This window comes from Leifsonia sp. fls2-241-R2A-40a, assembly GCF_030209575.1.
GTDB lineage: Bacteria > Actinomycetota > Actinomycetes > Actinomycetales > Microbacteriaceae > Leifsonia.
Window position 1 is genome coordinate 820,019 of the sequence record NZ_JARVRS010000001.1, and the last position, 12,160, is coordinate 832,178.

The window sequence follows — 12,160 nt, forward strand, 5'->3', positions numbered from 1 at the left end:
ACTGACGCCCGGCCTACCGCGCAGGCCGCCACGGCTCGTCCGCATGCGAGAGCCACACCTGCTGCGGTTCGAGCGCGAGGATGAGCCGCTGGCCCTCGGTGTCGGGTTCGTCCAGCTGGGCGGCCCACACCACGGTGTCGCCTGCGATGACGATCGGGCGCTCGTCCGTCTCCACGACCACGATCTGGGAACCACGCGTGTGCCCGGGCGCCGGAAGGAGCCGGACGCCCGGGAGCAGTTCGAGTTCGCCGTCGACCGGGACGTAGTCGATCCCCGGCGCATCCACCCAGTCGGGGATGGTGTAGTCCTCGAGCGTGCGCGCATCCTCGAGTTCCTGGCGCTGCACGTAGATCGGGCGCCCGGCGAAGAGGTGGTTGCCGCCGCAGTGGTCGAAGTGCAGATGCGTGTTGACCACGGCCGCGATGCTGTCGAGGTCGAGCTCTGCGTGCGTGTCCAGCGGCTCCAGCCGCGGGTCCATGTCGTCCACCGCCGGATGAAGCCGCGTCATCCCGGTGTCCACGACGATGCGACCGTCGGGATGGTCGATGACGTGCACGTACACCGGCAGCCGCTCCTCGCCCGCGAGGAGGCTGCCGACCAGGACCGGGGTCACGGTGATCGATTCCATGGGGGCACTGTACACACGCCAGGAATTTGTGGGGCGGCGTTCGCGGTTAGGGCCTTCATGACGAACTTGATGATCATCGTTGGAAGCGTCCGCGAGGGACGTGTCGGCCTCCCGATCGCCGAGTGGGTGAGGGAGGAAGCCGAGAAGACGAACCGGTTCGACATCGACTTCGTCGACCTCCGCGAGCTGGCCCTCCCCTTCATGGACGAGCCGAACCACCCGCGGCTGAAGCAGTACACCAAGCCGCACACGATCGCGTGGAGCAAGCGCGTGGAAGCCGCCGAGGCGTTCATCTTCGTCACGCCCGAGTACAACTACAGCTATTCGCCCGCGCTGAAGAACGCGCTCGACTACCTGAGCAACGAGTGGTGGCGGAAGCCGGTCGGCTTCGTCAGCTATGGCGGGGTCTCGAGCGGCACGCGCGGAGTCGTCGGGCTGCTCGCGACCACGACCGGCCTGGGCCTCGTCCGAGTCGGGGCGAACGTGGAGCTGACGTTCGGCGGTAAGCAGGTCGTGGACGGCGTGTTCCAGCCGCAGGCGAAGGAGCAGAGCATCCTCGCCCACGAGCTCGAAGAGCTCTCGACGCTCGCCGCCGCGCTCGCGCCGATCCGGGCGGGCGCCGACACCTGACGCGCGCGGCAGCGCCAGCGGGCTCTAGCGCGGCGGTCGCGCTCGGCGCATCCTGATCCCATGGACGAGTCCCCGCTGCCCGAACAGGACACCCGCACGGCGCAGCCCCGGATCGTGGTGGGGGTGGATGGGTCCGAGCCGTCGATCAAGGCGCTCCAGCAGGCCGATCTGATCTCCCGCGCGCTGGGCGCGCGGATCGAGGCCGTGACCACCTGGACCTACCCGCCCCGGACGAACCCGGAGGCGGAGGCCGAGGACCCCACGTTCGAAGAGGCCGCGGAGGACACGCTCGACGTGGCGCTGACGGCGGCGTACGGCACAGACCGCCCGACCCTGCTGACCCCGCTCGTGCTCTACGGCAGTCCGGCCAAGGTCCTGCTCGAGCACAGCGCCGGCGCCGCGATGCTGATCGTCGGCTCGCGCGGGCACGGAGGGTTCGAAGGACTGCTGCTCGGTTCGGTCAGCGCCCAGTGCACGGCGCACGCGCCATGCCCGGTGCTCGTCGCCCGCTAGGGGTGGCATCGAAGGCGACATGTAAGTAATTCTTGACACGATGTAACCGCTGCTTTACCCTCGACATGTCTAGAAAGTTTGACATGAGAGGTGTCCAGTGACATTCGACGAGAAGAACTCCTGGGTGTTCCTGGTGACGGCGGTCGTCGGCTACGCCACCTACCTGGTGCTGCTGGCCGCGTTCGGCGCGGAATCCTATGTCCCGTTGCTCCTGTGGACGATCGGCGGAGCGATCGCCGTGAACATCGCGGCGAGCATCGTGCTGGGAATCAGCAATCCCAGAGAGGCCGACAAGCGGGATCAGCGCGACCGCGAGGTCCACGCGTTCGGCGAGCGCATCGGGGGCGCCTTCGTCGTCGTGGGTGGCGTGGCCGCACTCGTCCTGGCGCTGTTCGAGGCCCCCTGGTTCTGGATCGCGAACGCCGTCTACCTGGCCTTCGTCCTCTCCGCAGTGGTCGGTTCGATCGCGCGTCTCATCGCCTACCGTCGCGGGATGCCCGCATGGTGAAGCCGACGCGGGTGACCAACTCGCTCCGCGCGCTGCGGTTCGCAGCCGGGGAGATGACCCAGGCGGAACTCGCCGACCGGGTCGGCGTGACCCGCCAGACCATCATCGCCGTCGAGCAGGGGCGGTACTCCCCCTCACTCGAGATGGCGTTCCAGCTCGCGCGGGTGTTCGGGGTCCCGCTCGACGACGTCTTCCACTACCCCGAGGACTGAGAGCGAACGGTGATGGAGACGACATCGATGATGCGCGCGGTGACCCAGGACTCGTACGGGCCGCCCAGCGTTCTGCACGTGGAGAGCATCCCGGTGCCCTCGCCCGCCCCCGGCGAGGTGCTCGTCCGGGTGCGCGCGGCGGGCGTCGATGCGGGGACCTGGCACCTGACGACCGGCCGACCGTACCTGATGCGGGCGATCGGATTCGGCTGGAGCGGGCCGAAGGCCCGTGTGCGTGGCCTCGGGTTCGCCGGTGTCGTGGAGGCGGTGGGCACCGACGCAGTCACGACCGGATCCGCGCACGGCAGGCGCGTCGGCGACGCGGTGTTCGGCTCGGCCGACGGCGCCCTCGCCGAGTTCGTCGTCGCGAAGGCCGACGATCTCGTCGGGATCCCGGACGGCGTCGGCTTCGAGGAGGCGGCCGCTCTTCCGGTGTCCGGGGTGACGGCCCTCCAAGCGGTGAAGCGGGCGGGCATCCGCGATGGGGACGCGGTCCTCGTCCTCGGGGCGGCCGGCGGAGTCGGCCACCTCGCCGTCCAGCTGGCCGTGGCGCGCGGCGGCCGGGTGACGGGCGTCTGCAGCGGGCCGAAGGCGCCGCTGGTCCGGGAGCTCGGCGCCGTGGAGGTGCTCGACTACACGACCACCGACGTCCTCGCTCTCGGACGGATCTACGACGCGATCATCGACACCGCGGGCAACCGCCCGCTGGCCGCGCTGCGGCGCATCCTCTCGCCGACGGGGTCGGTCGTGCTGGTGGGCGGCGAGTCCGGCGGGGCGCTGCTCGGCGGCATCCAGCGCACCTTCGGTGCGGCGCTGCTCGACCGTTTCACGCAGCAGCAACTCGTCGGGCTCATGGCCCGCGAGCGGACGGACGACCTGCGGGAGCTCGCCGCACTGGCGGCCGAGGGAACGCTGCGGCCCGTGATCGACGCCGTGTACCCGCTGGAGCGCACGGCGGAGGCCGTGGATCACGTCGGCACTGGCCACGCGCGCGCCAAGATCGTGGTCGCGCCCTAGGCGGGCTTCAGCTCCCCGAGAACTGCGGCCTGGACGTCGCCGTCCTGGTAGATGCGGGTGAAGTCGTCGTCCGCCGCTTCGGCGATCGCCGCAGCGACCGCTGTCTGTACGGCCGCGGACGACCCGATGCGCTGGGCGTCGGGGTGCACGTACGACGCCCGGGCGACCGTCGGAGTGTCGCCGAGCAGCAGCGCGGCGCCGTCGTACGCATAGAGGGAGGTGTCCCGCCGCGTGCGCGGCGGGTCCACTACGCGCGCGCCCGCGACGATCGTGCAGGCGGCGACGGTGGCGCCCCAGGTCCGGAAGACCTTCGCCGTCACGGCGCACCCGCCGTACGTGTGCAGGTACGAGTTCACCGTCGCACTGTCGACCAGCCGCCAGATCGGCGGGTCGGGAAGCGCGAACAGCCTCCCCTCGGGATGCGGCTCCTGTCGCAGCAACCGGCCGACGACCGTCGCGGCCGCGTCATCCTCGACCGCGATGCGGTGCGGGATGTGCTCCTTGCCGACGAAGGTGAACGTCATCAGCGGGCCGCCCACCTGCACATGCTCCCGGCGCAGCGTCGTCAAGCCGTACGTCTCGTTGTCGCGTGCGTAGCGCTCGTTGCCGACGCGGAAGAGTCCGCGGTCCAGCAGCCGCACGACCGCTGCGGTCGACCGTTCGACGTCCCGTACATCGGGCGCGGCATCCTCCTGAAGGTGCCCGTCCACGGTTCGGCGGATCTCCGGCAGCGCCGCCGCGAACTCGACCAGGCGAGCGAACTTGTCCCTCTCGGCGTCCGCCCGCGCCTCATCGGAGTAGCGGTATTGGGTGCGGCCGCGCAGGTCGACGCCGGTCGCCTGCACCCGGCCGCCGGCATCCGCCGCGGCCCACACGTTGGTCCAGGCGGGAGGGATGGCCAGCCGGGCGAGCCTCTCCAGGTCGGCCGGAGCGGTGACCGGTTCCCCGGCGGAGTCGACCCAGCGCTCCGGACGCGTGCCCAGCCGGTGGAATCCGTGCGGTCTGACCACATGGCGGTACGCCGCGCCGCCCGGCAACTGCCGGTCGTCCCCGGTCGTGGTGGATGCGCTCACTGCTGGATACCGCTCCTCCCCTGTCGCCCGAGGGTCGCCCGTGCGCTCAGCCCCACCCTAGATCGCTCGCCGGTCCCGTGGATGCTCTGCATCGGGTACATTCGGCGCAACCACTGCGCCGGCTCCGGCAGCCGACGTGACGTCAGGGAGGGCATCGCATGAGACGGATCGGGCTCCTGGGCGGCATGAGCTGGGAGAGCAGCGCGCTCTACTACCAGCTGATCAACGAGGGCGTTCGCGATCGGCTCGGCGGCCTGCACTCCGCCGACCTCGTGATGGTCTCGGTGGACTTCGCCGAGATCGAGCGGCTGCAGTCGGACGGCGACTGGGATCGGGCCGGCGAGCTCCTCGCCGCCGAAGCGGTCCACCTGGAGCGTGCGGGCGCGGACTGCGTCGTCCTCTGCACGAACACCATGCACAAGGTCGCCGACCGCATCCAGGCTGCCGTCCGCATCCCCCTGCTGCACCTGGGCGACGTAACCGCCCGGGCCGTCCTCTCCGCAGGCATCACGTCGGTCGCCCTGCTCGGAACCAGGTTCACCATGCAGGAGACGTTCTACCGCGATCGGCTGGAGCAGCACGGCCTCCGCGTGATCGTGCCCGCTCCTCCCGCACAGGCCGAACTCAACCGGATCATCTACGACGAGCTCGTGCGCGGGATCGTCGACGCGGGATCGCGCGAGGTCTACCAGCGCGCGATCGCCGACCTCGTCGGCCAGGGCGCACAGGGCGTCATCCTGGGATGCACCGAGATCGAACTCCTCATCGGGCCCGAGGATTCGCCGGTCCCGGTCTTCCCGACCACTGCGCTCCACGCGACGGCGGCCGTGGACTTCTCGCTGGACTGACGTCAGAGCGCGCTCGCGAAGGCCGTGATGTCCGCGGCGAGCAGGTCGGGCTCCTCGTGCGGGGCGAAGTGGCCGCCGCGCGGCATGCGGCTGAACCGGGTGACCCGGTAGCTGCGCTCCGCCCAGCTGCGCGGTGGCCTGGACAGGTCGTGCGGGAACAGGGCGACTGCGGTCGGTACCTCCACCCACTCGACCCGGGTGACCAGGCCCGCCGCGAACTCCCAGTACGGGCGGAACGATGTGCCGATGGAGTTCGTGAACCAGTACGCGGAGGCCAGGGTGAGTAGGTAATCCGGGGTGAAGCGGGTGAAGACGTCGCCGCCGCAGTCGCTCCAGGCCCGGTGCTTCTCGAGGATCCAGGAGAGCAGCCCCGCAGGCGAGTCGGAGAGCGCGGGCGCGAGGGTGAGCGGTCGCGTCTGCTGCTGATGCTGGTAGGCGCCTTCGGAGGCGACCCACGCATCCACCCGGCGCAGGTGCTCCCGCTCCTCCGGCGTCAGCGTGGCCTCGTCGAACGTCACCGGAGCGGCGACGGCGAGGAGGTGGATGCCGGCGACGGCCTCGGGATGCGCCTGCGCCAGCCGGGAGGTGATCCCCGCACCGAGGTCGCCTCCGTGCGCCACGTAACGGTCGAAACCGAGGCCGGTCATCAGCCGGTGCCACAGCTCGTGGGTCTGCTCTCGGGTGCCGTCGTCCGCACCGGATGCGGGAAGCGACGGCCGCTGCGGGGAGAAGGGGAAGCCGGGGAGCGCCGGGATGATCACCGTCATCGCTAAACGCGCATCCCCGCCGAAGCGGGAGGGCGTCGCCAAGCGCTCCGCCAGGGGCACCAGCTCCAGCGCCGTGCTCGGCCAGCCGTTGGTGAGCACGATCGGAAGGCGGCCCGGATGTTCGGCATCGAAGCGGAGATAGGCGATCGGCGCCCCGTCCACCTCAGAAACGCTCCACGGCAGAGCCTCGATCCGGCGCCGCTGCGACTCCCAGTCGAAGCCGTCGGCCCAGTATTCGACCAGGGTGCGCAGGACGGACGGATCGGTGCCCGCACTCCAGGCCTCAGCTGTCCCGTCGAGCGGCCATCGTTCGGGCCAGCGGGTAGACCGGAGGCGCGCCTGGAGGTCCGTCAGATCCGCGGCACCGATGTCGAACGGGATGGCCATATCCCTCAATCTAGGACGACACGGCGACGAGTGCGATCAGAACGGTTCGGCACCCGCCTCGGCCTCTCGCGCGCGCTGCCTCCAGCGACCCGGCGGCATCCCGTGGTGCCGTCGGAAGGCAGTCGCGAAGGCGAAGGGGTTGCTGTACCCCACGCCGGCCGCGACCTCGGCGAGCGTGGCGTCGGTGTAGCGCAGGGTCTCCTCCGCACGCTGCATGCGGACCGCGGTGAGGTAGGCGGCGGGCGGAACCCCGACCTGCTGCCGGAAGCGGGCTGCCAGACCGGAACGGGAAATCCGCGCGACCCGCGCCAGCTCGGGAAGCGTCCACGAGTCATCCGGGTGGTCGTGGATCGCCTCCAGCACTCGGCGGAGCGGGTCGTCCGCGAGAGCGGTGAACCATCCTGGTGCGGCTGCCGCCGAGTGCTGCCACCACGCCCGGAGCGCGTACACCAGGTTGGTGTCGAGGAGCCGATCGAGGAGAGCCTGCTGACCGGGAGTCTCACGCGCTGCCTCCTCGGCGAGCAGTCCGACCGCCGCGCGCTGGGCCGGCTCCTGCCAGGCCGCAGGAATGAGCACCGGCCGGGGAAGGTCCGCCAGCACGGCCGCCCCCACGCTGCCCTCCAGGGTGTATGCGCCGCACAGCACTGTCGCCGCCGATCCGTCCGCGGTCGAGGTGCCCGTCGCCCGTGCGTCACCGATGCGCTCGCGCGGCGCCCCGGGCGAGCTGACGATCGCATACTCCGCTCCCGCAGTCATCAGCAGCACGGCGTACCGCTCCAATTCGACCGGAGCCGCGCCCTCCTGTTCGAGCCAGGCACGACCATCGAGGAGGATGTGAGCGGTCAGCTCCCGCTCGCCCGCAAAGGACAGCCCCCATGGCTCGACGCGTCTCAGCACAGAGAAGACACCGCCGCGCGCACGCGCCCGTTCGAGTACATCGCTGAGCACATCCATGCGGGCAGCCTAGACGATGACGAATGAAGTGGGATGGATCAGACATTTTACGTCCGGCTCAGCGTGCGTAGCATCCCATGTCATGTCCACACTCCTTCTCCTCGGCGGGACCGGCAAAGTCGGCCGCCGCCTCACGGACCGCCTGCGCGCGAACGGCCACGACGTCCGCGCCGTGGGCCGGACCTCCACGCCTCCCTTCGACTGGCGCGATGAGACCACCTGGTCCGCTGCGCTGACGGGTGTGGATGGCGTCTTCATCGTCGGCCCGGGCTCTGCGACGGATTGGAGCCCGCTGCTCGATCGGTTCCTCACGACTGCCGCCGAGCACGGCGTGGGCCGCGCGGTGCTTCTCTCCGCTCGCGGCGTCGAGTTCCTGCCGGACGGCGCGGTCGCACACGCGGAGGCGGCCCTGCGCAACGGGCCGCTCAGCTGGACCATCCTTCGGCCCGCCCACTTCGCTCAGAACTTCACGGAGGCGATGTTCGTGCCGGACGGCGGAGTGATCTTCGCCCCGGTCGCGGGCGGCCGAGAGCCGTTCATCGACGTGCAGGACATCGCCGACGTGGCGGCGGCCGCTCTGACCGAACATGGCTATGGCGATCGGATCCTGGAGCTCTCGGGCCCGCGCTCGCTCGACTTCGAGGAAGCTGCAGCGACGCTGTCGAACGTTTCCGGCACCGCCGTCCGCTACATCCCCGAGCCGGATGAGGCCCACGTCGAGCGACTGCAGGCGCAGGGCCTTCCCGCGGGGTACATCGAGTGGCGCATGGCGATGCTGCGCGGCATCGCATCGGGCGCCGACGAGTATCTCAGCGCGGATGTGGAGACAGTGCTCGGCCGCCCGGCGACCCCGTTCGAGGACTGGGCGCGAAGGGAGGTGCCTGCAGCCACGTGGGCATCGAGCCGGAACTCGAGATCGGCGTCGCCGAGCTGACCCCTACTTCGTGAACGTCGAGAGCGTGTCGTTCGCGAGGGCTGTGCGGAGCTGCGCGATCGCGGCCGGGTCGACGTTCACGATGGACTGCCCGTCTGCCGACGTCCCCGTCCCGGCGGTCGGGAGGGTGAAGGTGTGGATGCTCGACAGACCCGACAACCGCATGCTGGCGGCCAGCCCCAGCATCGTCTGCAGCCCGAAGCCCTGGTCGACACTCACGTAAGAGCCGGTGGCGGCCGCGAAGGCCGTGAGCTTGCCCGGGTCGGTGAGGACGGAGAAGCTCATCAGCTTGGAGCCGAAGGCCCGGATCAGCGCCTGCTGGTCGGCCACACGCTGGTAGTCCGCGGTGGGGAAGGCGTACCGCTCCCGGGCGAAGGCGAGCGCCTGGTCGCCGTCGACGTGGTTCATCCCTTTCACGAAGCTGTAGTGCGGGGCCCTGACGGTCGTGAAGGCCACCGGGCTGTCGACGTCCAGGCCTCCGAGCACGTTCGTCATGTCCTTGAGGCCGCTGAAGTCGACGATGGCGACATGGTCGATCCGAGCTCCGAGCAGCTGCTCGAGGGTCTGCACCACGAGCGGAGTGCCGCCCCACGCGAGCGCAGCATTGATCTTGGCTGACCCGTTCCCGGGAATCGGCACCCACATGTCGCGCATGATCGAGATCACGTAGACGTTCTGACGGTCCGCATCGATGTGGACGAGCATCATCGTGTCCGCGCGCTGGTTCGAGACGCCGGTGGAGCCCACGTCCGTGGGGGCGCCGCGGGAGTCCGATCCGAGGAGCAGGATGTTCATCGCACCCGTCTGGGTCGCCGCCGGCCGCGTCCCCGACGCCGGGAACGCCTGCTGGATGTGCGACACATGCGAGTCGAAGGTCGACGCGACGGAGCCCGCGTAGATCGCGCCGCCGCCGAAGACGACGGCGACCACGGCGGCTATGGCGGCGACGACGATGGCCAGGGCGACGAACCACCAGTGGTGGCGGCGCCGGGGCGTCTCGTAGTGCGGGGTGTGGTGAACGGCGTAGGAGACCAAGATCCTCGCCCTCCTTCGCGTCTGATCGGGGACGCATCGTCGGGTTTTCTAGGTGAGCTTTGCTCATCTATTGATGAGGGTACGACGTAACTCTGGGTTTTGTCCTATTTTTAGAGGACACGTTTGTACCCCACTTCAGGGGACTCGCTGAGGTCGTGACTTCGCTGCGCGTTAGCATCACCACGTGGACTTCGCCGATCTGGTCTCCGTGCCCGAGCGGCTGACGACGCCGGAGTTCGTGCTCCGTCCGCTCGTCGCCGCCGATGTCGAGCTCGACTACGAGGCCGTGATGGCGAGCCGCGAGCAATTGCGGCCGTGGGAGCAGACCGGATGGCCGGCCGACGACTTCACGCTCGAGGAGGACCTCTCCGACGTCGAAGGGCTGGAGCACGGGCACCGCGACGGGCGGCGCTTCACCTACACGGTGCTGACGCCGGACGAGTCCGAGTGCCTCGGTTGCGTCTACTTCATGCCCGGTGACGCGCGCTCGTACACGACCGCGGAGATCACGCCTCTGGCCGACGACCGATGGGACCGGGTCCGCGGCACGGTGAGTTTCTGGGTGCGCAGCTCGCGGCTCGACGACGGGCTCGACCGGCGCCTGCTCGCCGCTGTGCTCCGCTGGATCACGGACGACTGGGGTCTCGACGATCTGGTCATGATGACCAACGAGGAGGTTCCGCAGCAGGTCGCCGTGCTCGAGCAGGTCGGCCTCCGCCCCGTGTTCCGGGTCCAGCAGCCCGGGCAGTCCGGCGCCTACCTCGCCTACGCCCAGGGCGCGCTCGGCACGCCCTAGCGCAGCGTCGCCAGCGGCTTGCTCCACAGCCCGTCGCCGGCCAGCGCCGCGTAGGCGATGCGTTCGACAGCGTTCGCGTTCGGGCGCAGAGGAGCAGCCGTCACCCGCGCGGGCGTCGACCGGAACACGAACTTCGCCAGGCTCCGCGCGCCCTCCAGGTCCGGGACGGTGGGCGGCACGTCGAAGCGCTCGATGAAGCGGCGCAGGTTGCTGGTCGCCGGAAGGTCGCGCAGCCGGTCGTCGAACACCCAGCTGTCGCACACCAGAGGCACGTCGTCTCCGAACCACTCGGCCGCCCGGGCGATCGCGTCGTCGACGGACGCGGGCGTCAACGGCCCGGTCTCCGGGATGTGGATGCTGCGGCCGGCCCCCTCGGGCTCCACCTCGAACTGCAGGCGACCGAGGGTGACGACCTGGCCGGTGAACACCGCCAGCAGCCAGTCGACGTCGACCAGTTCGCCGTACAGCTCCAATTTCCTGGGGATGTCGGCGAGCGAGTCAGCAGCGTCAGCGGGAGGAAGTCCCCGAGCGACCAGCGCAGCGATCGCCTCGTCGCGCAACGCGTCCATCGCCGTGACGAGTTCCTGCCGGCCGACACCGGGCACGGGATGCCGGCGGCCGGACGCGAGCATGTCGCGCAACGCGTGGCGCGGCTCGGCCGCTTCGCGGGGGGAGGTCATCGCGCGGGCTGGCCGGCGGCGAAGTACTCCACGAGGTCCGTGGCGAGCGGGGGCACCGGCAGGGCGCTGCCGTCTCCTCGGAGGGATGCGGTGGCCACCAGGCCCGTCGCGACGGCGTTCCGGGCGGCGACCGGGGAGGTCTGCACTGCGGTGCCGCTGCGCACGAACTCGAGGAACTCGGTGACCATGACGGAGTCCGCTCCCCCGTGGCCGCCGATCCCGTCGGACACCACGAACGTCTCGTCGGCGGGTGCCGCGGTCGGGTGCCGGCGGTTCCAGAGCCCGACCTCGGATCCGGCGTCGTCCCCGAAGTTCTCGATGCGCCCCTCGGTGCCGATGACCGTGTAGTTGCGCCAGTAGTCGGGCGTGAAGTGGCACTGCTCGTACGAGGCCAGCACGCCGTTGTCGAGCACCATGTTGACCTGCGAGATGTCCTCGACGTCGATCACGGGGTTCAGGCCTTCGCTCGCGGTGGGCGGCCAGTTGTCGAGACTGAACCAGTCGCCGACCCGCTCGCCCGAGCGGTCGCGGCGGTCGTCGATGGCCCCATAGACGCTCAGCGAGCCGAACGCCTGGACACGGCTCGAGTATCCGCCCGCCAGCCAGTGGATGACATCGAGGTCGTGCGCGCCCTTCTGCAGCAGCAGGCCCACCGACTTGGACCGATCGGCGTGCCAGTCCTTGAAGTAGTAGTCGCCGCCGTTGCCGACGAAGTGACGGCACCACACCGCTTTGACCTCGCCGATGCGACCCTCCTGGATCAGCCTGCGCATCAGCGTGATCACCGGCATGTGCCGCATGTTGTGTCCGACGTACAGTCGCGAGCCGGTGCGGCGGGCGGCCTCGAGGATGCGGTCGCAGTCGTCGATCGAGATCGCCAGCGGCTTCTCGCAGAACACCGCCACGCCGGCCTCGAGCGCTGGGATGGCCACGCCCGCGTGCTGGTCGTCCGGCGTCAGCACGAGGACCGCATCGAGGTCGAGGGCGAGCAGCTCGTCGAGGCTGCTCGTGACCGTCGCGTCCGGGAAGTCCGCACGGAACTCCTGGCGCGACCGCTCGCTCACATCGCAGAGGGCGACGACGGCCGCCCCCGCGCCGGGGCGATGAGCCTCCCGCGCCACGCTGCCGCGGTTGCCGTAGCCGACGACGCCGATCCTGAGGTCCATCACATTTCCTTC

At 70.1% G+C, this 12,160-nt stretch carries 15 protein-coding genes; 8 read left to right on the forward strand and 7 right to left on the reverse strand.

The features are described 5' to 3' along the window. Positions 1-13: 13 nt before the first annotated feature. Positions 14-628 (reverse strand): MBL fold metallo-hydrolase, encoded by a 615-nt coding sequence (locus QRN40_RS04025; RefSeq protein WP_285114199.1) that lies wholly within the window; start codon positions 626-628, stop codon positions 14-16. A gap of 57 nt (positions 629-685) precedes the next feature. Here QRN40_RS04025 and QRN40_RS04030 point away from each other — a divergent pair, with 57 nt between their 5' ends. The 5 genes from QRN40_RS04030 to QRN40_RS04050 all read left to right on the forward strand — a co-directional run bounded on the left by QRN40_RS04030 (position 686) and on the right by QRN40_RS04050 (position 3,508). Then, positions 686-1,258: an NADPH-dependent FMN reductase gene (locus QRN40_RS04030; protein ID WP_285114200.1), complete on the forward strand. Its 573-nt coding sequence runs from the start codon at positions 686-688 to the stop codon at positions 1,256-1,258. A gap of 60 nt (positions 1,259-1,318) precedes the next feature. Then, positions 1,319-1,771, forward strand: a complete 453-nt coding sequence (locus tag QRN40_RS04035) for a universal stress protein (RefSeq protein WP_285114201.1) — start codon at positions 1,319-1,321, stop codon at positions 1,769-1,771. A gap of 97 nt (positions 1,772-1,868) precedes the next feature. Continuing rightward, positions 1,869-2,279, forward strand: a complete 411-nt coding sequence (locus QRN40_RS04040; protein WP_285114204.1) for a hypothetical protein — start codon at positions 1,869-1,871, stop codon at positions 2,277-2,279. Then, positions 2,273-2,491: a helix-turn-helix transcriptional regulator gene (locus tag QRN40_RS04045; RefSeq protein WP_285114205.1), complete on the forward strand. Its 219-nt coding sequence runs from the start codon at positions 2,273-2,275 to the stop codon at positions 2,489-2,491. The genes QRN40_RS04040 and QRN40_RS04045 overlap by 7 nt, the downstream gene beginning before the upstream one ends. Positions 2,492-2,503: 12 nt before the next feature. Continuing rightward, complete coding sequence (locus tag QRN40_RS04050; RefSeq protein WP_285114206.1) at positions 2,504-3,508, forward strand: NAD(P)-dependent alcohol dehydrogenase; 1,005 nt, start codon at positions 2,504-2,506, stop codon at positions 3,506-3,508. Here QRN40_RS04050 and QRN40_RS04055 read toward each other — a convergent pair. After that, positions 3,505-4,581, reverse strand: coding sequence for a DNA topoisomerase IB (locus tag QRN40_RS04055; protein WP_285114207.1), 1,077 nt, complete (start codon positions 4,579-4,581; stop codon positions 3,505-3,507). The two genes, QRN40_RS04050 and QRN40_RS04055, sit on opposite strands and share 4 nt — an antisense overlap. A 158-nt stretch (positions 4,582-4,739) precedes the next feature. Between QRN40_RS04055 and QRN40_RS04060 the strand changes: the two genes are divergently transcribed. Beyond that, positions 4,740-5,429 carry an aspartate/glutamate racemase family protein gene (locus QRN40_RS04060; protein ID WP_285114208.1) on the forward strand — a complete coding sequence of 230 codons (690 nt, stop codon included), beginning with the start codon at positions 4,740-4,742 and terminating at the stop codon, positions 5,427-5,429. A gap of 2 nt (positions 5,430-5,431) precedes the next feature. Here the strand turns inward: QRN40_RS04060 and QRN40_RS04065 are convergent, their stop codons facing one another. Both QRN40_RS04065 and QRN40_RS04070 read right to left on the reverse strand, forming a co-directional pair. Further along, entirely contained in the window at positions 5,432-6,583 is a 1,152-nt protein-coding gene (locus QRN40_RS04065) for an epoxide hydrolase family protein (RefSeq protein WP_285114209.1), read from the reverse strand. Positions 6,584-6,619: 36 nt separating this feature from the next. Beyond that, positions 6,620-7,537 carry an AraC family transcriptional regulator gene (locus tag QRN40_RS04070; protein WP_285114210.1) on the reverse strand — a complete coding sequence of 306 codons (918 nt, stop codon included), beginning with the start codon at positions 7,535-7,537 and terminating at the stop codon, positions 6,620-6,622. A gap of 82 nt (positions 7,538-7,619) precedes the next feature. Here QRN40_RS04070 and QRN40_RS04075 point away from each other — a divergent pair, with 82 nt between their 5' ends. Next, positions 7,620-8,471 carry an NAD(P)H-binding protein gene (locus tag QRN40_RS04075; protein WP_285114211.1) on the forward strand — a complete coding sequence of 284 codons (852 nt, stop codon included), beginning with the start codon at positions 7,620-7,622 and terminating at the stop codon, positions 8,469-8,471. Positions 8,472-8,474: 3 nt separating this feature from the next. Here the strand turns inward: QRN40_RS04075 and QRN40_RS04080 are convergent, their stop codons facing one another. Then, the gene (locus QRN40_RS04080) at positions 8,475-9,506 is read right to left on the reverse strand and encodes an LCP family protein (protein WP_285114212.1); all 1,032 of its coding nucleotides are present in this window, start codon (positions 9,504-9,506) and stop codon (positions 8,475-8,477) included. A gap of 184 nt (positions 9,507-9,690) precedes the next feature. Between QRN40_RS04080 and QRN40_RS04085 the strand changes: the two genes are divergently transcribed. Beyond that, positions 9,691-10,302, forward strand: coding sequence for a GNAT family N-acetyltransferase (locus QRN40_RS04085; protein WP_285114213.1), 612 nt, complete (start codon positions 9,691-9,693; stop codon positions 10,300-10,302). Here QRN40_RS04085 and QRN40_RS04090 read toward each other — a convergent pair. Continuing rightward, positions 10,299-10,982 (reverse strand): hypothetical protein, encoded by a 684-nt coding sequence (locus QRN40_RS04090; RefSeq protein ID WP_285114214.1) that lies wholly within the window; start codon positions 10,980-10,982, stop codon positions 10,299-10,301. The two genes, QRN40_RS04085 and QRN40_RS04090, sit on opposite strands and share 4 nt — an antisense overlap. After that, a complete protein-coding gene (locus QRN40_RS04095; RefSeq protein WP_285114215.1) occupies positions 10,979-12,148 on the reverse strand; it encodes a Gfo/Idh/MocA family protein in 1,170 nt (389 codons plus the stop codon). Before QRN40_RS04095 ends, QRN40_RS04090 begins: the two co-directional genes overlap by 4 nt. Positions 12,149-12,160 lie beyond the last annotated feature (12 nt).

Bases quoted from the DNA above. Each gene is read 5' to 3' on its own strand.
- QRN40_RS04030 (WP_285114200.1), top strand. From the start codon at position 686: ATGACGAACTTGATGATCATCGTTGGAAGCGTCCGCGAGGGACGTGTC.
- QRN40_RS04025 (WP_285114199.1), bottom strand. From the start codon at position 628: ATGGAATCGATCACCGTGACCCCGGTCCTGGTCGGCAGCCTCCTCGCG.
- QRN40_RS04050 (WP_285114206.1), top strand. From the start codon at position 2,504: ATGGAGACGACATCGATGATGCGCGCGGTGACCCAGGACTCGTACGGG.
- QRN40_RS04070 (WP_285114210.1), bottom strand. From the start codon at position 7,537: ATGGATGTGCTCAGCGATGTACTCGAACGGGCGCGTGCGCGCGGCGGT.
- QRN40_RS04060 (WP_285114208.1), top strand. From the start codon at position 4,740: ATGAGACGGATCGGGCTCCTGGGCGGCATGAGCTGGGAGAGCAGCGCG.
- QRN40_RS04095 (WP_285114215.1), bottom strand. From the start codon at position 12,148: ATGGACCTCAGGATCGGCGTCGTCGGCTACGGCAACCGCGGCAGCGTG.
- QRN40_RS04035 (WP_285114201.1), top strand. From the start codon at position 1,319: ATGGACGAGTCCCCGCTGCCCGAACAGGACACCCGCACGGCGCAGCCC.
- QRN40_RS04075 (WP_285114211.1), top strand. From the start codon at position 7,620: ATGTCCACACTCCTTCTCCTCGGCGGGACCGGCAAAGTCGGCCGCCGC.
- QRN40_RS04045 (WP_285114205.1), top strand. From the start codon at position 2,273: ATGGTGAAGCCGACGCGGGTGACCAACTCGCTCCGCGCGCTGCGGTTC.
- QRN40_RS04065 (WP_285114209.1), bottom strand. From the start codon at position 6,583: ATGGCCATCCCGTTCGACATCGGTGCCGCGGATCTGACGGACCTCCAG.
- QRN40_RS04090 (WP_285114214.1), bottom strand. From the start codon at position 10,982: ATGACCTCCCCCCGCGAAGCGGCCGAGCCGCGCCACGCGTTGCGCGAC.